6 protein-coding genes, 1 pseudogene and 2 riboswitches are annotated in these 21,870 nt (G+C 46.7%); all 7 genes and pseudogenes read left to right on the plus strand.

Annotated elements, in window-relative coordinates; all coding sequences use genetic code 11:
- Positions 1 to 7: 7 nt before the first annotated feature.
- The 7 genes and pseudogenes from DW091_RS19325 to DW091_RS19355 all read left to right on the plus strand — a co-directional run bounded on the left by DW091_RS19325 (position 8) and on the right by DW091_RS19355 (position 21,734).
- Positions 8 to 1,591, plus strand: coding sequence for a dockerin type I domain-containing protein (locus DW091_RS19325; protein WP_118519036.1), 1,584 nt, complete (start codon positions 8 to 10; stop codon positions 1,589 to 1,591).
- A gap of 605 nt (positions 1,592 to 2,196) precedes the next feature.
- A complete protein-coding gene (locus DW091_RS19330; RefSeq protein ID WP_118519037.1) occupies positions 2,197 to 8,319 on the plus strand; it encodes an Ig-like domain-containing protein in 6,123 nt (2,040 codons plus the stop codon).
- Between the two features lie 98 nt (positions 8,320 to 8,417).
- A riboswitch (adenosylcobalamin (AdoCbl) riboswitch) is annotated at positions 8,418 to 8,562 on the plus strand.
- Positions 8,563 to 8,642: 80 nt separating this feature from the next.
- Positions 8,643 to 9,011, plus strand: coding sequence for a hypothetical protein (locus tag DW091_RS19335; protein WP_118519038.1), 369 nt, complete (start codon positions 8,643 to 8,645; stop codon positions 9,009 to 9,011).
- An 84-nt stretch (positions 9,012 to 9,095) separates the two neighbouring features.
- Entirely contained in the window at positions 9,096 to 9,908 is an 813-nt protein-coding gene (locus tag DW091_RS19340) for an AraC family transcriptional regulator (RefSeq protein ID WP_118519039.1), read from the plus strand.
- Between the two features lie 277 nt (positions 9,909 to 10,185).
- Positions 10,186 to 10,322: riboswitch (cobalamin riboswitch) on the plus strand.
- A 311-nt stretch (positions 10,323 to 10,633) separates the two neighbouring features.
- Positions 10,634 to 15,103, plus strand: a complete 4,470-nt coding sequence (locus tag DW091_RS20770; protein ID WP_118519040.1) for an Ig-like domain-containing protein — start codon at positions 10,634 to 10,636, stop codon at positions 15,101 to 15,103.
- Positions 15,104 to 15,321: 218 nt separating this feature from the next.
- The gene (locus DW091_RS19350; RefSeq protein ID WP_118519041.1) at positions 15,322 to 20,166 is read left to right on the plus strand and encodes a DUF4430 domain-containing protein; all 4,845 of its coding nucleotides are present in this window, start codon (positions 15,322 to 15,324) and stop codon (positions 20,164 to 20,166) included.
- 166 nt (positions 20,167 to 20,332) lie between these two features.
- Positions 20,333 to 21,734: pseudogene (locus tag DW091_RS19355) on the plus strand (IS1182 family transposase).
- The last annotated feature ends 136 nt before the right edge of the window (positions 21,735 to 21,870 follow it).

Here is a 21,870-nt window from a genome sequence, read left to right on the forward strand (position 1 = left end):
GAAAGAGATGAAATTTAAACAAATTGTGAGCGGGCTACTGACAGCAGCCCTGCTTCTCGGCAGCAGCGGAGCCGCGATGGCGGCAGGACAGGAGGCATTCTGGCCGACCTTCCGTAAAGACAATTCCAACATGGCCATTGTGGACACACGGCTGCCCATCGGCAATGACCAGCTAAGCGAAAAGTGGTCCATCAATTTTTACGGCGACAAATACGTGCAGGCAGCTCCGTCAGAACCGATTATAGTGGGTGATAAGCTGTATGTGGTGGCTGCAAAAAATCTAAACCAGATCGACCGGGAAACCGGAAAAATCATAAAGCAGGCTCCGCTGATCGGGGAACAATCCATGGGGTTCTTTTCAAGGCTGACCTACGGTGACGGAAAAATTTTTGTACCAGTAACGGCTGGTTTGATCGAGGCCTTCGACGCTGAAACAATGGAACCCCTATGGTGTACCGAGGTAGTAAATTCAACACAGACGCTTTGCCAGGTCACCTATCAGGATGGTTATTTGTATACCGGCTATTGGGGAAAGACGGGCACCAGGACACTGGGTAAGTTTTTCTGTGTCGATACCAATGCAGAAACACACCCAGCGAGCGGGGAAAAAAGTGAACCGGTCAAAATTTTTGGCGATGTGCCGGTTATGCCGACAAAATGGGAAAGTACAGATGAAACTGGCTTTTACTGGAGCGGCGCTACCACTGTTGGCAACGCGGTAATCTACGGCGGCGATTCCGGTGTTTTGTACTCTGCGAACCGTGAAACGGGTGAAATCATCGACAGCTATCAGACCGGCGGCATGATCCGCAGCTGCATCGTTCAGGACAACAGCGGGAACCTTTACTTTACGGCAGGCGCCGGAGATTTCGCGGACGGCAGCGATGAGGGGGCAGTGTATAAAGTCGGGTGTGATGAAAACGGCCGGTTTACCACAAAAAATAAGGCAGAATTGGATTATCCTTCCACCTGTAACCCGATGGTTTATAACGGCAGGGTTTATGTGCCGATGGGTAAGCAGTTTTATAGTGATAATCTAAGCAATGTTTCAGTGTTTAACAGCGACGATTTGTCCTTAATCTATGACATCGAAATGCCGGGCTGTTCTAAGGCATCGCCGCTGTTGACCACGGCCTATGCCACAGAAGAAAACAACCAGACAGTCTACCTGTATATTACGCTCAACAACGAAAAGGGACAGATAGCCCGGATCGAAGATAATGCCATCAATAAAACACCAAAGATGCAGATCATCTACACCCCGGCGGAAGTGCCAGAGGCGGATAATAACAATACGACCGCCAGCCTGGTCTGCGATCAGCAGGGCACCATTTACTATCACAATGACAATGGCCGAATGATGGCCTTAACCGGGCATATCGATCAGCCAGATTACGTATTGGGTGATGTAAACAGTGACGATCATATCACATCCTCTGACGCTTTAATGGCGCTTCAGGCTTCTGTAGGAAAGACTACATTAACAGAAAAACAGACTTTGGCGGCAGATGTTGATAACGACAAAAAGGTGACTTCCAATGACGCACTGTTGATCTTGCAGTATTCGGTCGGAAAAATCAATAAATTTTAGAGGAAAAGCCAGCTCTTAAAAGAGTTGGCTTTCTTTTTGTCATAAATCAGATATAATATGATCGTTTTAAGTGAATGTCTTCTATATGCGGACAAAAGGCAAAAATGACTTGCAACAGCATACCAAATCAATTATAATGAGGATATTAAATAATACCAAAACGTAATAGGAAGAGGAAATCCCACAGCTCCACCGCTACTGTGAAAGTCAGGAACTTGTTTTGGAAGTTTCGTGTGGAAACAAAATCGACCTGTACAGGAGGTTTCCACCAATAGGAGTGGAAACCTCCTTTTTTAATGAAATATAAAGTAGGGAAATGGGGTGTAAATCTCCAACAGAGCCACTTCTGTGTTCCGGTTTACCGGTCAGTCAGACACCTGATAACATACCATGCTTGGCAGAAACATGGTTATGCTGTTTAGGTGAAGTGATCTCTTTTTTATTTCCGCAAAACCTTTTCGGCATAACCAGCCGGAGAGGTTTTTTTGTTTGTTACTGTAAAAAAGCAGTTTCAATAAAGTAAAAAGAGGAGGTAAAACAAGGTAGGTAGTGAGATGGAAACAAACGTATTTTTTAAAATGATGTAAAAGAAAGGAAAAGTAAGAATGGAAACATACAAAAACAGCGCCGTGAAGCGCTGGCTCAGTATTATGCTGATTGTGGCAATGGTTTTATCTACCTGCACACCGTTTCATAAAGCCTTCGCGGCAGATGAAACGGCAGGGGAGGAAGCTGTTGTAGTATCAATTGAAAAACAGACGGTAGATGCAGATAATGGAACACTGCTAAATCCGACGCAGATTATGCCGTCGGATGTAGACGGTAAAAATGCAAAGCTGTTTATAAAAAAAGCTTATGGAGAAGATAGTATCCAGGAAGGTCTTGACGATGAGATTAACTACAAAATTACAGGAGTTAAAGATCCATCTGAAAGTTCAGGAATGTTGAGCGATGGTGATAAAGGAGCCGCATCAAATTGGGTATGCTTTGTTAATTCTGAACGTGCACCGGAGCCGGGCTTTGTCCATGTAAAAGGCGGGGATGTCATCCGTTTAATCTATACCGTTGACGGCGGCGCAGACATCGGAATGTCAAACGATACGCTGAATGTGAAAAAGGACGCTCTGATGGTTAAATATGCTGGAATTTCGAGCGATCAAATTGGACCGCCAATGCCAATGAACCCTTTGTTTGTGGTCTACCGTGACGCCGGAAATGTGCTGAAAGCTTTAAGCAGCACTCAGACGCAAGTAGATAACGCTTTGGCAAAGCTTGAGGAACTTTTTCAAGGCGGAGAAACGCCAGAACCAAGTCCGGATCCAGAACCGGGTGAAATAAGCGTCTCACCAGAAAAAACAGCTTTGCTTCCAGGGGAAACAGTGCAGCTGAAAGCCGATGGCGCAAAAAAAGTCACCTGGTTCAGCAGTGACGAGTCTGTTGCCTCAGTCGATACACAGGGGCTTGTGACCGCAAAAGCGGAAGGAAATGCGACGATTACCGCCGAAGCTGATGGTTTAAAGGCTTACGCGGTGATTGTGGTTCTCCCTGAAGTGGATACCAATTTAACGAGCGCGGCGGTATCGGTAGAGAGTAATGGTGAGCTGGTCATTGAGCCAACACTGGTTTCATTTAAAGATGATAACGACAAAGATATCACCTACACAATTTTTGGAGCATTAAAAAAAGCCCTTACAATAGCCGGGCTGGATGGTGAAAAAGCAAAAACTGGATATGACTCAAAATATAATACTATTGTTAAGTCAGTGCCATCAAAAGATGGAGGCACGATTGACAATGGAAGCCTGGGTGAAGGTTCCGCATGGCTTACCTTTATTCTCAATAAAAATGAAAAAGAATGTACAGCATTTTCAAAGGAAAAACCGCAGCCAGGAAGAACCGTCCGCGTTATTTTTAGCAAAGACGGAGGCAGTGATATCGGGCTAAGCGATGGCTCTTTAAGTGTGAACAAAGACAAGCTAATTCTTAAAACTGCTGAAATAAATGCTGATAAGTCTGTGATTGACTCAGATGAAAAGCAGGGATTATACGACACCGCACTTGATCATATCAAAGATACCAATTCGGATCAGGCAGCAGTAGATACGGTGTATATGAATTTAAGAAAAGCCTTTGTCGATTACCCAGAGCCGGATGTGCCACCAGAAATTGTGCCCGCAACATCCGTCAAGATTACACCGGATAAGGCAACCGTGCGGGTAGAAAGCTCAGTAAAACTGCAGGCTGATGCCGAGCCGGAAAATACCACTGATCAGGTGCGTTGGTCCAGTAGTGACGAAAGCATTGCCACGGTAGACGAAGACGGCGTTGTGACCGGACAGAAAGAAGGCAAAGTCCAAATTACAGCCACAGCGGGTGAGATTACAGCCACAGCGGATATTACAGTAGAGCCAAAGATCATTATTCCCGCTGACAGTATTACCCTGAGCCAGAATAAGGCAGAGGTGAAAGAAGGCACGTATGTTGATTTAACCGCAGAGGTTACACCAGAAGATACAACCGATAAAGTAATCTGGAGCAGCGAGGACGCTTCGATCGCCAGTGTATCCGATACAGGCCGTGTGGTTGGACAGAAAGCCGGCAAGGTAAAAATCAAAGCGGCAGCAGGTGAAAAGGAAGCCGTCTGTGAGGTTACCGTTACAGCGCGTGCCGCAGCGACAGGACCGTCGGTTTATTTTCGCTATAAAGATGGACGTATTCAGGAAATGGATGAAACGGGCAGCTTTACGTTAACCGCACTGGACGAAGGCAACTTTGTGTTGGAAGGCAGTGATAAAAAAGCTTTCTGGAATTGTTCCGAAGAATATAATAATGACGGAACAATAGGTACATACGTCTGGATATCGTCCGAATCCGGCCAGTATAATCCGCATGGGACAAGAACTGTCGAAGCCCGTGTCATTGATGGAGATACTCGATGGGACGATTCCCCGGACGTTATCAAGAGCTTTAAAATCAATGCTATTTCGTCAGGTATTGAAACTTTATCTCTTTATGTAGACAACAAGCAGGTATCTTTAGAAAAACCGGTTACCCTTGCAGGCAGTGAGGCAAAACAGGTTGAGGTAAGGGGACGCAGGGCAGGAGAGAGCAGTGAAACAGTAATGCCCAAGCAAAGCTATCAAGGCAGCAGTAGCGAAAGCATTGCTTCCATATCTTCAGATGGAACCTTTTTATTCGGTAAGCCGGGTACTTCGGACTTTACCGTTAAAATGATTGACAATGAAGCGGTAAGCGCGAGCTTCCGGGCAACCTCCGAAAAAGTCAACGTTGAGAGCATTGATGTTAAAGTACCGGAAGTCTGGTACATTGACGAGTGGAACGGACTCGGTGGTTATTATGTCGGCATTACCGAACACAGTGATGATCCTTATAAAATAACCACATCTCCGGAAAACGCGTCGAATAAGGAAGTCGAATGGAAGGCGCTTAACCCAGATGTCGCCGAATACATGGTAATGTTTGCCAATGGTATTGTCCCCAAAAAAGCAGGCAGCGCCTCCTTTGTGGTCACCAGTAAGGATAACCCGACTCAAAAGCAGACTGTCACCGTGGAATTCCGTTATAAAACGCCTCTGGAGTCTGCCAGAATGGATAAGACCATTGAAATTGAAAAATATCAGGACCTTAAGCTTGACCTGAACTGTAAACCAGAAGAAGCGACAGAGCAGCGTTTTAACTGGACCTACAGCGAAGACGGTATCGTGGATGTGGTCGATAGCGTAATCCAGAGAGAAGATGACTGGAAACGTGTGAAAGTTGAACACGTTCTGACGGCTAAAAAGGCAGGTAAGGTGACCGTTACCGGGACGCCCTTGGATACAACCGGCGGTGCTGAGGCAGTTACCTTTACCGTGACGGTTAACGAAGAAGGTACTGGCGAAACTATCGATTATGCTAAAATGGCAAAGGATGACCTGATTCATGGACAGCAATACCTGGAAGGCGACAGCATCAGTAAAAATGCATATGGTGATGAATGGAGCATTTTTACCACACTGCGTTCTGGTGGAACCATCGCCCAGGAAGATAAAGACGCCTATTGCGCAGCAGTAGAAGAAAAGGCTGCCGCCGGCTTCTTTGATAAAGCAGCGCCCACCGACCGTGCCCGCGTTGTTTTAACCTTAAGCGTAATGGGAAAAGATCCAACCGACATTGGCGGCGTCAATCTCATTGAAAAAACTTATAATGACGCCAGTCTGTCAACCCAGTCCTCCAACCAGGTCAGCTGGTCGCTCATCGCGCTGGACAGCCAGAAGTATGAAACGCCAGAGGGAGCACTCTGGAACCGCGATCAGCTCATCAGTGAGCTGCTTGAATTCCAGAAAGAAACCGGCGGCTTTGGTCTTAGCAAGGAAGGGAACGGCGACAGTATTGACATGACCGCCATGGTTCTCCAGGCCTTGGCGCCATATAATGATGCAGCGCACACAGAGGTACAGGCCGCTTTTGATAAAGGACTATCCTATATCAAGGCAAAGATGACCTCGAATTGTGGCTTTGTGGAAGGCGGATCTGAAAATGGATGTACAGGCGCGCAGGTACTAACCCTGCTTTCTGTTGCAAAAATAGACCCGTTAAGCGAAGCAAATGGTTTTACCTTCGGCAAAAAAAATCTGATCACAAACCTTGACAGTTTTAAGTTGGAAAGCGGTGGATTTAAAACCTATGCCGCTAATCAGGACGAGCCAGACAATGTTAAGCTCATGTCCTCTCAGCAGGTAACCTATGCGTTAGAAGCCTATGACCGCTTTGTCAGCGATGAAAACAGCCTGTATGATTTAACCGATGTTGGAAAACAAGAACCGGTTGATCCACCAGTCGACCCGGATGAAAACAAAGACAAAAAAGCTGCCCAGGCAGTGACCGACCAAATACTGGCTATCGGTGAAATTACCAGCTATGACCAGAAAGCAGCCGTAGATGCAGCGCGTCAGGCCTACAACAAATTGACAAAAGCCCAAAAAGCATACGTTACACCGGAAACCCTAAAAGTTCTCAGCGACGCCGAAGCAGCTGTTAAGGCATTGGCACCGCTGAAAGGCTATGTAAACTTTGACGTTGAACGCTTTACCATCGGACAAGGCTTCTATACAGAGCCTGTGCAGATTCCCTTCTATGCGGATGAAAATGGTGCAGATATTATTAAACGCGCCATTGGTGCAGAAAACTTTGTAGGGCAGGATACCTATCTGGAAGCCATCAAAGGTGCAGACGCAGGAAGCGATAAAATTAAGATTCCAGCCTATATTGTTCAAAAGCTGAACGGCGCAGATACGAATGCGGCCAAATCGTTTGGCAACGAATATGAAGACAATGCCCTCGGCCAGTTCTCATACAGCCAGGAAAGCGGCTGGATGTACTACGTCAATAATGTTGAGATGCCTTACGGGATTGCCGCCTATCAGCCTGAAAATGGCGATACCATGCGTCTGATGTTTACTTACTGTGGTTATGGAAAAGATTTAAGCGGCAAGGACTACGGAAGCTCCGAGCCTCTGGTCTCCATCGCCAATAAGGATGCGCTCATCGCAGCGGCAGCGGCGCTGAATACGCCACAGACCACCGCTTTAAATGAAAACACCGTAGACAGCGAAGCACTTAAACTGGCCTATGACCGTGCGCTCAGAGCCATTGAAGACATGACACTCAGCCAGGAAGCGACCGATAAAGTCGTTGAAAATATCGAAGCGACCCAAAAGGGTGATACCAGTTGGGTTGATACAGTTAAAGCCGTAGAAAAATTCGAACAGGAGGCCGAAGATCGGTTTGCGGATTATGAAGCCGTTCGTCTTCAGGACAGGGACGCGCTCAACGCACTTCTTGAAAAATATCAAAAAATGCCAGAGGAACAACGGGCATCTGTCCTCAGCCTTTCTCATTTAGAAGCCGCTAAAATTGAGATAGAAGCCCTTGAAAATGCTGAAAAAGATCTGAATACAAAAATCCAGGAAACTAAGAAAGTGTTGTCAGAAAATTACACTCAAGACAGCAGAGAGGCTGTAAATACCATCTTAGGCAGGGCAGAAGCTCTGGATACTCAGACAGCTGACGTAGACACGATGCAGAAAATGTCAAAAGAACTGTCCGATAGCATCAAGACACTGGTTCCCGCAGCCGATAAAACAGGCCTGGCAGAAAGCCTGGAAAAAGCAGAAGCGCTGACAGGCACCTATACAGAAGAAACCTGGCAGCCATTTGTTAAAGCACGGGAAGCCGCCAGAAGACTGATGGACAATCAGAACATCAAAGCGGAAGAACAAAACCTTGTGGAAACAGCTAAGGCAGAGCTTGACCGCACTATGAAAGCTCTTGTAGCCGCAGGTGATAAAACTGAACTGAAAAATATGATTGCAGAGGCAGAAAAAGTTAACACCGATCAATATACCAAAGCCAGCGTCGAAGCTTTCAACAAAGCATTGAAGGCCGCAAAGGCAGTGTACAGCGATCCCAACGCAACCGAAGCGCAGATCCATGAAGTTATGACCGCTTTGAAAAATGCGCAATTGGCGTTAGCAGTAAAAAGCCAGGGTGAGGATCCCCAAAAAGCAGATGGCGAGCAGGCCAAAAATAATGTGGAAGCCACAGGTAAGAACGTTGCGACAGGCATTGTAGAAGATACTGCAAACAGTGTGCTTATCTGTGTGGCTATGTTGGCTCTTATTGGTCTGGGCGGCATTGCGATAAGCCGAAAACATAAAGAACAATAAGCAAAAATACGATTTAAAACAGGTACTGTGAAAAGCAGTATCTGTTTTTTCTTAAGTTAAGGCTTGCGTTAATAAAATAAGCGTGTTAAAATAAAATTAAGTAAAGTTAAAAGCTTGTTCGAGGGAAATCAGGTGAGAATCCTGAATAGTCGCGCTACCGTGTGTCATTTTCAGTGACGAGTCGGGTTCTGAGAACAAGATAAGAAAGCGAACGTTCTACAGCGAGTTAGAGTTTCTGTTTTGCACTGGTCAAGTGTAAACAGGAGCTTTTTTTATTTTTATGATTGGCGCAGTAAAAATGAGACAAGGAGTAAAGGGGTAAAATGCCAGCAATGAGACGAAGAAATGATGAAGGAATCGTAAGTTCTGTAAATGATAGAACCTTTAGCGGAAGGCTCGAGGACATTAAGAGAGAGATGATCGTTGATGAATATGGAAAAAAGAAGGTTTGCCATACGTTTGTCATAAAATCAGTGTTTTCTACCAAGAGCTATATTTACAGAGGACCAGTGAGCATAAATCTTTTGGATTATTTTGAAATAGGAGAAAAAGTAGTACATCATGCGGGATATGCCGTTCCCAGTAAAAAAAAACGGGACCCAGGAACGCCGAGAATTTGCATCGAATGCTGTGAAATCATTCCAAGCGGAAACAGCAGCTGTCCTTTTTGTGGAAAAGGAATCGTGAGATAAAAAACGCATTATATGAAAAGTCAGCAAGAATGGAAAAGTAAATGTTTCTTAATGATGTTATACTATAGACAAGGATGATGAAATATGAACAGCCAGAAAACAATGGAAGAATGCCGCCGATACATTGAAGCGCATTTAAACGAGCCGTTAACCGCTGAGTATTTATCAGAAAAATTCGGCTATTCATTTTATCATTTTGCACATATGTTCAGAGCCTATTTTGGTGTACCGCCCGGTGTCTATATTCGAATATTGCGTCTGGAGAAAGCAGCTCAAGCGATTGAACAAGGCGAGTCCATCGCGCGGGCAGGGCAGGACGCCGGATTTGAGACACAAGCAGGATTTGCAAAAGCGTTTCAGCGACATTTTGGACTGAGTGCAACCCGTTATCGTAAGTTAAAACAAGGAGGGAACCAGTCTATGCAGCCGCAGATTATGGAAAGCAGGAAAATCAGGCTTATTGGGTATGAGTATGCACCGACAGGGGTTGATGCGCTTAATTATTGTAAGGATGGCGCTTACTGGTCAAATATCGACTTTAGCCAGTATGCGGATTATCATAACCAGTTTGCCCATCGTGGGGAGATTGGAGTTTGGGTAAATCCAAATGAAACAAGCGGGGAGCTGTCCTATTTTTATGGGATTGTTTCAAATAGGAATGAGCCAATGCCCAGAGGATTTAAAGAACTTATTTTACCAGATGCGAAGTATGCAACTTTTTCGATTGAGTCGCCTGAACCTTTTTCAACCACTCAGCTGGCAGCATCCGTACGAAAAATGTGGCAGTTCATTTTCACAGAATGGCTCGAGGAAAGAAAAATAATCTTTGAAGAGAACAAGCTGTGCTTTGAATATTACAGGGGAAAAATTATTCAGGTGTTTATCCCGATAAAATAGGCGCAATATTATAGGCAAACCGTTGAATCGATATAAGTGCATTTAAAGATGTTGAGAGACATTTTGATTTTGTGAACATTTAGCTTGATTTTAGACGTAAGATTCGATATAATAAAGCATATAAAAGATTATTGGATACAATTCATCTGACAGAAAAATAATTGACCCAAAGGCACAAGGAAGAAAATGGCATGACCATTGACAGCTCCACCGCTACTGTGAAAGTCAGGAACTTGCTTTGGGAATTTCGTGTGGAAATGCTTTGAAGATTTATGAGCTTTCCGTAGGGAAAGCTTTTTTAGTGTTAAAAATTGAATGATGAGGGAAATGGGGTGAGAATCCCCAACAGAATCCGCTGCTGTATTCCGGTATTACCCGGTAAGTCAGACACCTGTAAGAGAAAGAGGCTCCCGGTTTTTGGAGCTATTTATTTCGCGCGCAGGGGGATTTCTATGTTTTCAAGAGCTCTTCGGTAAGTTGCCGCAGAGCTTTTTTATTTGGATAACACATCCAAGATAAAAAAGAATGAAAGGAGGTGTACTGGAAAAATTACGAGAAAGCTAAACGGATATAAAGAAAAGGCCGAATGAATTGGCAGATTCATCCGGCGGACAGCAACAGCTGTCATGTCTGTGAAGACAGTTCTATTATATTCGAACTAAGTGTTTTTTGCAATGTTTTATTGCTATGGCCGATAAGAATTCACGACTTAGAGAGGAATAAAAATGGAAAATTATAAAAGCAGTCTGGCAAAACGCTGTCTCAGTGTTTTGCTCATGGTCGCGATGGTGCTTTCAACCTTTGTGCCGTTTACAAAGCCGACCTATGCCGCTGCTCAGGATAGCTCAGCGATCACCGCTGAAAATATGGCAGCCAATCAATATGAAACCTATTATTACACAAGTGACAGACAATATACCTATAATGGAGATGTGGTCACCTTTGTGTCTGAAACCCAGATCGAGGCTGGCGGTCAGACCTATGACCTGAAAAACAAACAGACCGACATTGACGTGAGTGTTGATGGAGATACCGCGACCGTCAGTTTTACAAATGTAACAATCCCGATTTCTCAGGTTTCTGGAGCGTGGAATTCCAGTTACGCTGGAGAAGCCAAAATCCAGTACAATTCGGATATTCCCGGTCAGGCGAAGGTAGAATCCGCCAATATGAAAATGGATCAATTGGTAATTTCAGGACTAAGCGAGGGCACCTATCACCTGACCGGCGGTACTATTTTTGAAAAAGCAAATGAATGGAGCCCCGGAATTGATTTGGATGGTGATGGTAACAAAGAAACCGAAGGTTATTTTGGGACAATGCCAGACATTACACTTGTAGTTGGGGACAGCACCGAAGAACCAGGCGGAGCTGAAAAGCCAAGTGATGATGCCATTGTAATTACTACCGAAGATCTGTCTGTCAATAAATATGAAACCTATTATTATACTGATCAAGCAGAATACGCTTATAATGGAAAAAAAGTTGAGTTCATATCTGAGAGTCAATTTAAAGCGGGCTCAGAAACCGTTGACTTAAAAAATAAAAAAACCGACATCAATGTAAGTGTTGCAGATGGTATCGCAACGGTTGCCTTTACAAATTTAAGCACACCAATCAATTCGATTTCAGGAGAATGGAATTCGGGTTCAGGTGGAACCGTACAAATCCAATACGATTCTGATATCCCTGGCAAAGCAAAGATAACATCTTCCAACAAGGATTTAAGCAAGCTGGTTATTGAAGGCTTGAGCGAAGGCACATATCATCTGACTGGTGGTACTATTTTTGAAAAAGCAAATCAATGGAGTCCAGGAACCGACCTGAACGGAGATGGCAAAAAAGAAACCGAGGGCTATTTCGGTACATTGCCAGACATTACCATTGTAGTCGGCAGCAGCGAACAGCCGGTTGAACCAGACGTATACTTGGGCGATAAAACCGAAGCAAAGATTTATGATGATTTTGAAAATGATGTCTGGCTGCAATACCAGCAAAAGGACATGAAAGTCGGGGAAACAGCTAACCTGAGACCTTGGCGCGTTCCGCAGATCATTACAAATGCCATTACAAACGATGTTGCCCGTCCGCAGTTTAATTTTGAAATCATCTCCGGTGACAGCGTCTCGCTGAGTACCGCCAAAACAGATGAAAAAGCAGTGGTTACCGCTGTAAAACCAGGTACCAGCGTCGTAAAGGTTACCTATGATGCTTTAGATTATAAAAATCAGCATTGGGATCCGATTTCGACAGTCAATACCGGCTATGCCGTTTATACCGTTGGCGAAGAAGGAACCGCGATCATCACCTGTAATGACGAGCTGACTAACTGGCGTCACTATGACACCATCTACTACAATGAAGGTGATACCGTACCCTATGACTTTACTGTAGATACAACCGGTGCAGAAAGCGTTAAAGTAACCTGTAACGGCATTGAAATCAAAGGGAACGGCAATCAGTATACCGCCAATCTTGAAAACAGAAGCAATATTATTGGTGTAGTGGCAACCGACGCAGATGGAAAAACTAAGTCCTTCTACCGTGTCATCGACGCTCGTTTTATTGAAGTCAATGTTAAGAATAAAACCAACGACGGGCAGCCAATCAAAGCAGGGGATACCGCCAACATTAGCTTCAGAGGAATTACCATGCCGGTTTACAAACTGGCCACCATTTATAACCCGCAAATGGGTTCAAATTCCACCTATGTGTCCTACAAAAGCGAACAGTTGGGACAAAGCTTTAAAGGACAATGCAGCCAATGGGATTTAGCGACAAACAATGATTTTGACGTCACCTTTGACAAAGATGGCGATTATACCTTTACCAGCGATGAGGGAATCTACTGCGCATGGTGGGGCTCTGAGCTAGGGGCTGACATTACAGCAGAAGGCTCCGGAGAACCAAATCTCAATGCGCCAACGCTTAAGGATTATTTCTCCATGCTGCCAGATTTTACCATTAACGTTGGAAGCGGTGTTGCCGTCGAAAGCATTACATTGAATAAAACTGAGCTGGAGTTAGAAGAAGGACAAAGTGAACAGCTTACCGCTGCGGTGCTGCCAGAAAACGCCACAACAAAAACCGTTACCTGGACCAGCAGCCAGCCGGAAGTGGCTACCGTTGACAGCAAAGGTGAGGTGACCGCTGTAAAAAGCGGCCAGGCCGTTATCAAGGCAGCCATTGGCGATAAAGAAGCCACCTGCACTGTAACCGTAACAGAAAATGAAAATCCAGCGGTCATTCCCGTTGAAAGCGTATCCGTGCTGCCCAAGGTAATGGGGATGATGGCAGGGATGTCGTCCCGTCTTCGAGTAACAGTTCTGCCCGAAAATGCAACCGACAAAACCGTCACCTGGACCAGCAGTGATCCAAACGTTGTGCTTGTGAACGCAGAAGGCGCGGTGACATTTGTAAGCGCAGGTAAAGCGACAATTACGGCCTCAGCCGGCGGAAAAGAAGATACCTGTGAAGTGACCGTATCGGCCAATCCTTATTTAACAAAATATGAACTCTCTCCAGAAAAAATTCAGCCAGGCACAAAGGTAACCTTAAGCCTGCCAGAGTTAGAAGTACCAGCTACCGATGCAGATCCGGTACACACCATGCAGACCCGCTACAACACAACCATACCGGGCCTTAGCCAGGTTACCTCTGCAGAAGCCAAAGACCAAGAAGACCTGATCCGGACAGTAACTTTTACAATTCCAGACAATACCGAACCAGGAACCTATTACCTGACAGACGGGTGTGTTTATAAAGAATGGGGAGGCACCCTCGTACAGGGTGTATTCTGGACCAACAAACAAAGCCAGGAATTTTACAAGAATATGAGAATGCCGGTGGTTGCAGTCGTTGTAGAAGATTCATATCAAGCCGAGAAAGAAGCCGCACAGGCAGTGACTGATCAGATCAATGCACTGGGCGAAATCACACTGGATAAAGAAAATGATGTAAAAGCTGCCAGAGACGCCTACGACGGACTTAGCAAAAAAGCAAAATCCTATGTAAGCGACGAAACAGTAAAAACACTGGTCGAAGCCGAAATGACGATCAAAGACCTGAAGCCAGTCATCGGCCAGGTGACCATCAGCGTGGAACGTTTTACTTTAGGACAGGGTTATTATATTGAACCTGTTAATGTAGCGCTAAAAGAAGACAATAGCTGTTCCGATATTATCCGCAGATTGATTGGCAATGACAACTTTTTAGGTCAGGCAAACTACCTCAGCGGCATAAAAGGTGCTGATCTTGGGGCAGATAAAGTAGCTATTCCAGAATATATTTCAAAATACTATGGAGGACCAACCACCGAGGAAGCCCTTGCAATTGGCAATCCCGATGAATATCTTGGTGAATTTGACTACAATCAAGGCTCAGGCTGGTACTATTTTGTCAATAACAAAGCACCAAACGTGGGCATCAATGACCGCATGCCAAATGACGGCGATGTGATCCGCCTCCAGTTTACTCTGGTTTACGGGAGCGATCTGAAGAGCAATGAATCCTTTACCATCGCCGATAAAGACAACCTTACCAAGGCGCTGGCCAACTTAAATGGCCGTGAAGATAAGGAAGAGCTCCTTGCCAATACGGCTGTAAAGACAGCTTATGACAAAGCTTTAGAAGCCGCACAGGACATGGGCTTAAGCCAGAACGATACCGATGCGGCAGCGGCAGCCCTTAATGACGCGATCACAGCAGTCGATGATTTAAAAGAATTAGGATCTTACAAAGAAACCAGCAAAGCAGGTCTTGATACTTACAAAAATTCAGCAGACTACCGGGATGCTCAGAAAACAGAGCTTGCAAAAGCCATTGAGGACGGAAAAAAAGCCATTGACGCCGCATCCGATAAAGCAGGCGTTGACAAGGCCGTAGCCGATGCCAAGGCTGCTATGGATGCGATTAAGACAGACGCACAGCTGACAGAAGAAGAAAATCAGCCGACACCAACCCCCACACCGACACCAGCACCAACCACGCCAGATGGCGGAAGTGGCGACAATAGTGGCGGAAATGGCGGAAACAGTGGCGGAAACAGCGGAAGTGCAGCCAGCACCGCGGCAGGAAGCAACACCAACACCGGTATCATGGGTAATCCATCAGCTAGCGTATGGGCCTGCGCAGCGCTCATCGCCGTCGCCGGATTGACCGGAGCAGTGGTAATCCGCAAACGCAGAAAATTCTGACTGTTTTTGCCACAATGCAGTAAAACATAAAAAGTAAAAGGCTCTCAGCCCCTGCGCTCTTTTAAAAGAGCGCAGTAACGGGGAGCCACCTTCCCCATCTCATTCATACATGATAAAAAGGCACTGCTGGATCAGTGTCTTTTTATTCTAATGGGATTTTTGATTCAACAATCCGGCAATGCCGGTTTAGATAGATCTAATATTAAAACAAGGAGAAGATGATGGAGAGTATTAAGCAAAAAAGGGTATCAGTTGTAATACTGAGCCTTGTCATGACCTGTCTGCTGCTGTTCGGCCTCATGCCGCAGGTGCACGCGCAGGAAACCAGCATCGCGCCGCAGCTGGTAACGCTGAGCGCAGATCTGACAGACGACACATTGATCGCGCCCCAGCAGATGTATGTAGAATACGGAAAATTCAGCGATTTAGGCCTCAAAGTCAAAAACGATGATCCAGGCTTCATCACCCCGCTGCACGTGCTGATTCAGTACTACACCGACACCAAAGGCGCCGCAAAGGATACAATGAGCCAGTACATCCAGGTGGATGAAGACGGCAACTTGTTAAAGTTGGAAGGTTACGACGGCGGCAGTGCGCCAAGCGAAAACAACCAGTGGATCTATGCTCTGGACAACTACTTCCGGGGAGATGAAAATGTCAACAAAGTCTATCCCATGTCCGATATTCCGGTTGGCACAAACCTGCAGATATACGGAATGGATAAGACAGCCAGTTCATTTTATTATGAAATTGGCTACAAGCCAGTTTATGTTCTTGAAAAGGGCAAAAGCACGACCATGAATTTTAAAGGGATCTCGGTTGCGCCCAAGATCAGCTTTAACAAAGCAATCAGCATCGTAAGCGGCGGCGCCGATATGACAGGAGCCACAGCATGGGTAAAAAAAGTATCCAGCGACGGCATGCTTGTTGACGCCGAGGCCGATAAGGACTACACGCTGATCGGCGAAATCAAGAAAACAGGGCTGGGGCTGAAAGCCGCCTTTAATGAAGCCGGCACCTATTATTTTGGCGCGGATAAAAAAGGAGACGATGGCAAAAGCCTCATCACCCACAACACATCAACTGTGATTGTCAGAGAATCCGCAGACCTGATCTCAGACTATGAAAAAATATCAGGGAACGTGGAGATCACCGCCGACGGTACCACCCTCACCAATTTTTCAACCGGCAAGGGCGGTTCAGAAATCAGCTGGAGCGCGTCGAGCCCCATCGTCAGCTTTGAAAAATCTGGAGACGACCTGGTGGTCAAGGCCAATACCGATGGACTGACACAAAATACCCCTGTGCGGCTGACCGCCACCATTAAAAACAGCGGTGAAACCCTGACCAAGGATATTGCCGGAACCATCGTAATCGATGAAACAATCCAGAAGATCAACAGCGATCTCAATGCGATTAAATGGGCTGGCAAAGAAAGCCTGAACGACGATACCGAATATACCGACAAAAATTTCTTTGCCGGAGCCAATGGAACCACCTTTACCTGGGAATCGTCCGACAACGAGCTGTTAAAGACCGATACCTCAGAGACCGGCAAGCTTAAGCTGATTATGGTTAAACAGCCAAATGCGACAACTAGCGTTACCCTGACCATAACTGGAATCCTGGACGGAAAAACAGCAGTGCGCAAGGTTTCCTGCTGGATAGTCCCCCTGTCCGACGAGGCGATTGTCGCAAAAGACGCCGCCGCAACCGTTTTAAAAAACGGGCAGAATGTCTTTTCAGGTCAGCATAATTTCGTTGTGGATAACAGCGGAGTCGGTGAATTCGGGACTACAAAAACATGGAGCTGCTCAAAGCCCGAGCTGTTAGACTTTGACACCTCCGACAACCATTACCTAAAAGTCGCGACACATAATGAAACCCTGGAGGAAGACACCAGCGTTGATGTCTACTGCACAGTCAGCTACGGCACCGCATCCATTAAAAAGACCTTTGAAAACTGTACCGTTCAGGCAAGTACACAGTTAAAAGCGCTGAGCATCGAAGGGGTGGAAGACTTTACCTTTGACCCGTCCGTGCATATCTACAATTTCACCATGCAGGAAGGCCAGGAAATCAAGATTTCCGCCACACCATTTTACAAGGGCGCCTACATAGAAATCAATGACCAGCGGGTGGAAGCCGGTGAAAAATATACCCATAAGCTAAACACAGAACAGAGTTTAGACAAAGTCAGCATTAAAATAAAGCGTGAGGGCGTAAGTAACAGTGGCAGCTACACCTTAAACTTTGCCAAAGCAACCACCGAGCTGCCCAACTACACCGCCCAGTGGGGAAGCGCGCATTACAATTTTAATAATATACGCGTCGTAGCAGGGCTGGCGCCGCGCACCTCAGAAGAGATCGACCTTGAAAAAAGCTGGCATTATGCCATCAGTACCGCCGGCGCAGGCATGGTAGGCTGGGGCAAATGGTCTTATCCCATCGTTGTCAACAACAATATCTACGCCGCAGGTGACGACAATCTTTTCAAATTTGATATGGACGGCAATCTGATCGCCAAGACAAAAATGAGCAACGGCGTTTTGGGCGGTGGCTATACCGGTTGGCTGGCCTACGGCGACGGCATGATCTTTGTGCCCACCGGCAACGGCGTCATGGCCTTTAACGCCGATGACCTGGGACAGCTCTGGACAGGAAACTCCGGCGTCAGCACCGTGCAGGGGAGCTGCCCCGTTGTTTATAAAGACGGCTATGTTTACACAGGCACCACCGCAGGAACAAGCGGGCAGGGCGGTTACTACTGCTTCGATACCAAAGACGACGATCCGGCCAAAACCAATGAAGTAAAAGATGCCGTCTGGGTGCTCAACACAGAAGCAGAAGACGGAAACTCAAGCTTTTACTGGGCAGGAGCCACCATTGTAGGCGATCACCTGATCATCCCCAACGACAGTGGTTATATCTATTCGATCGACATCGCTGCCTCCGTTCAGCAGAAAAAGCCAGTCATTACCCAGAAGCTTAACAATGACGGTATAATGACCAATATCCGCACCGCTATCGTCTATGACGAAAACACAAAATCCATCTATTATCCAACCTACAATAAAAAAACCTACAAGGTTGTCATCAATGACGACGGCACCTTCGGCGACGTAAAATCCGTTGATATCGGTGACGCAGGAGCACAGAATCCCGTTTTATACAACGGACGCCTGTACCTTGGCAACAGCGTAGTCGACGCCCAGACCATGCAACTTATTTACACCGCTAGAGTCGGGGAAGGCGCTCAGGCAAGTCCCTCCGGCGGGTGGACCGTCTCCACGTCCTACAGCGGAGACACACAGACCGTTTACCTGTACGGCCATGCAGGAAACAATCCGGATAAAATCATGGTATGGAAAGACAGCCCAGCCAACACAGCAGACAATCCAGCCACCATCGAAGCCATCTGGACCAATAATATGAGTCCCCAGTTCACCACCTCCAACTTTGTCATCACACCAGAGGGATCCATCGTCTTTGTCAACGACTCCGCCAATCTTTTCTGCATCAAGAGCACCGTGACCCAGGAACAGATCGACGCCGAAAAGACCTTCCAGGGCGTGATCGATAAAATCGATGCCCTGCCCGAAGCCAGCAAGGTACAGCACAGCGACAAAGCCAATATCGAGGCCGCCCGCATAGCATACAATGCCCTGAGCCCAGAAGACCAGGCAAAGGTGACGAATTACCAGAAATTAGTGGGCTGCGAAGCCGCCCTGAAAGCCCTTCAGGACAGCGGCGATAAAGAAGCAGCGGCAAAAGTCGACGGCCTGATCATCGCCCTGCCGCAGCCGGAAGACTTAGTATACGACGCAGATAAAGACGCCGTCAAGGCCGCCAAGGCCGCCTACGACGCGTTGACCGACACCCAGAAAGCACTGGTGCAGAATACCGGCAAGCTCAACGCCTGCATCGAAAAAATGGAAGAGTTGAAGACTGTCCAGGGCTATGTGACCTTTGACATCGAACGCTTTACCATCGGTCAGGGCTACTTTGTCGAACCGGTAAAAGTACCCTTCTATGACGGAGACAACGCCCGCACCATCCTGCAGCGTGTGATCGGCGAAGAAAACTACCTCGGCGAAGACACCTATATGAGAGGAATAAAAGGCGCCGACGCCGGCGTTGACAAAGTCATTGTGCCCGACTATATCAGCAAGCTCGGCGCTTTAGCTCCCACCACCGAAGATGCTAGAGAATACGGCAATGCCTATGAAGAAAGCATCCTCGGCGAACACTCGTACAACAGTATGTCTGGTTGGATGTACGCCGTCAACAACGTGTTCCCTGGCTACGGCATTTCCAGCTATGAACCAAAGGACGGCGACGTGGTACGCTTCCAGTTTACCCTGTGGGGAACGGGCATGGATTTAACCGGGGAAGACTATAACAGCGGCGAAATTGTTGCTGAAATCTCCAATAAGGACGAACTGACCAAAGCCCTGGCAGCAGTTAACAGCGGCAGTAAAGAAGACCTGTTAAAGAACGAAGCCGTCAAAACCGCTTACGATAATGCCATGAAAATAGCGCCAGAAATGACCGCGCCGCAGACAGACGTCAGCGCAGCCGCCGATGCCCTTAATAGTGCCGTAACCGCGGCCAAAGAGGCAGAAAAGGACGAACAGGCCGCCCAGACCGTCGCCGATCAGATTATGGCACTGCCGCCGGCCAGCCAGCTCACCCTGGCAGATAAGGGCGCCGTGGAAGCCGTTCGGGCAACGTACAACAGCCTGACCGAAGCACAGCGCGGCTATATCAGCAGCGATGTTTTAAAAACGCTGGAAGACGCAGAGGCACAGATATTAAAATTGGAAGAAGAAGTTAATAAACCAGCGCCAACTCCAACGCCAGAAACAAAGCCAGAGGCCAGTGATGGCGGAGCAGGCAGTACAGGAACCGCCGATAAAATCGGAGCCGCTGTCCAGACAGGCAATAATGCCGGAACCGGCATCGCGGCAGAGCAGACAACCGGAGTATGGGGAGCGATGGTATTGCTTGCCGCAGCCGGACTTACAGGAGCCGCCTTAATCCGTAAACGTAAAAAATCCTAAAAAATTAAAATCATATAAAAAGGTTCTCAAACACTGTGCTCTCACACGAGAGCACAGAATCAGAGAACAGCGCGCTGCTTTTAAGCGGCGTCAGGCTGTCAAAAAAGTCGACTTTAAAAAGTCGGCTTTTTTTGATAAACTAAAAGAAAAATGGGAGGGAACCCATATGTTTAAAAAAGCCGATTTAAAACGGGATGTCGTGGAAGTGGTGAACACGGACACCCTTGTTCCAAAAGATCACTTATTGCGGTGCATTGATCAGGCCATTGACTTTACCCGTGTTTATGACTTTGTTGAAGGACTTTATTGTCCGGATAATGGACGCCCCAGCGTGGACCCGGTGGTGCTGATTAAGATGGTTTTTATTCAGCATCTTTATGGCATTCCTTCGCTGCGTCAGACGGTTCGGGACATTGACATGAACATCGCCTACCGATGGTTTATGGGCATTCCTTTGAATGAACCCATCCCCCATTTTGCCACCATCAGCTATGCCTTCCGGCAGCGTTTTACCGAAACCACGGTCGAACAGCTCTTCGCCTGGATTTTATCCGAAGTGGAAGCCGCAGGCTATCTCAAACCGGAAGTGGTCTTTGTGGACGCCACCCATATCAAAGCCAACGCCAATCTGAAAAAGAAAGTCAAAAAAGCGATTCCCAGCGCGGCAAAAACCTATGAAGCCCAGTTGTTTGAAGAAGTCAATCAAGATCGTGAAAAGCATGATAAAAAGCCCTTTAACGGTCCGAACCCCCCAAAGGACCGGGTGGTCAATGAATCAACAACCGATCCGGAAAGCGGCGTTTTCCACAAAGGCGAGCACCGCCAGTGCTTTGCCTACAGCGCGCATACCGTCTGTGAACGAAACAACTTTGTGCTGGAGGTCACCGTTACCCCCCCGGCAATGTCCATGACAGTCAGGCCTTTGATGCCCTTTATCGACGCGTCACCACGCGTTATCCCATGATCCAGGTCATCACAGCCGACGCCGGCTATAAAACACCCTGGATCGCCAAACAGATTTTTGAGGATGGCCGGATTCCGTCCCTTCCCTACAAACGGCCCATGACCAAAAAGGCTTTTACCCAAAATACGAATACGTTTATGATGCATACAACGACTGGATCATCTGTCCCAACCATCAAACCTTATACTACAGCACCACCAATCGGCAGGGTTATCAAATCTACAAAAGCATTCCCTTCAACTGTGAACAGTGTCCGGACGAAAAACGCAGGCGGTGTACGGAAAGCAAAACCTTTGAAAAGACAGTTAACCGGCATATCTGGGAAGATTACCTTGAAAGAGCTGAGGATGTCCGGCATTCCCCGCTTGGAAAGACGAGCTATGCGCTTCGGAGTCAAACCACCCCTCGGGTTTTTGCCGATGCCAAGGAAAAACACGCGATGCGTTATACGCTTTACAGAGGTCTGAAGGCAGTCACCAACTGGGTCAGGCTTAAAGTTGCTGCCATGAATCTCAAAAAGCTGGCCCTTTGGAAGGCAAAAGCTTTTTGTTCTTTTTTCTTTTTCGTTTGTTTATATAAAAAGAACCCTGATTTTTCTTTTTAATCAGGGTTCTTTGACAATCTGGCGTCGCTTTTTTGTTCGGGTGCACCGTTTACAAAAGCGTTGCGGCATTTTGTAGATTATGATAAAATAAACCCGGAAGAATAAATAAACATTATAGAAAGAGCAAATGAGAGGA

Origin of the sequence: Eubacterium sp. AM05-23, from assembly GCF_003477535.1 — a bacterium.
Lineage (GTDB): Bacteria > Bacillota > Clostridia > Eubacteriales > Eubacteriaceae > Eubacterium > Eubacterium maltosivorans.

Excerpts from the sequence above, each read along its gene's own strand:
- DW091_RS19325 (WP_118519036.1), top strand. The coding sequence starts at position 8 with ATGAAATTTAAACAAATTGTGAGCGGGCTACTGACAGCAGCCCTGCTT.
- DW091_RS19330 (WP_118519037.1), top strand. The coding sequence starts at position 2,197 with ATGGAAACATACAAAAACAGCGCCGTGAAGCGCTGGCTCAGTATTATG.
- DW091_RS19335 (WP_118519038.1), top strand. The coding sequence starts at position 8,643 with ATGCCAGCAATGAGACGAAGAAATGATGAAGGAATCGTAAGTTCTGTA.
- DW091_RS19340 (WP_118519039.1), top strand. The coding sequence starts at position 9,096 with ATGAACAGCCAGAAAACAATGGAAGAATGCCGCCGATACATTGAAGCG.
- DW091_RS20770 (WP_118519040.1), top strand. The coding sequence starts at position 10,634 with ATGGAAAATTATAAAAGCAGTCTGGCAAAACGCTGTCTCAGTGTTTTG.
- DW091_RS19350 (WP_118519041.1), top strand. The coding sequence starts at position 15,322 with ATGATGGAGAGTATTAAGCAAAAAAGGGTATCAGTTGTAATACTGAGC.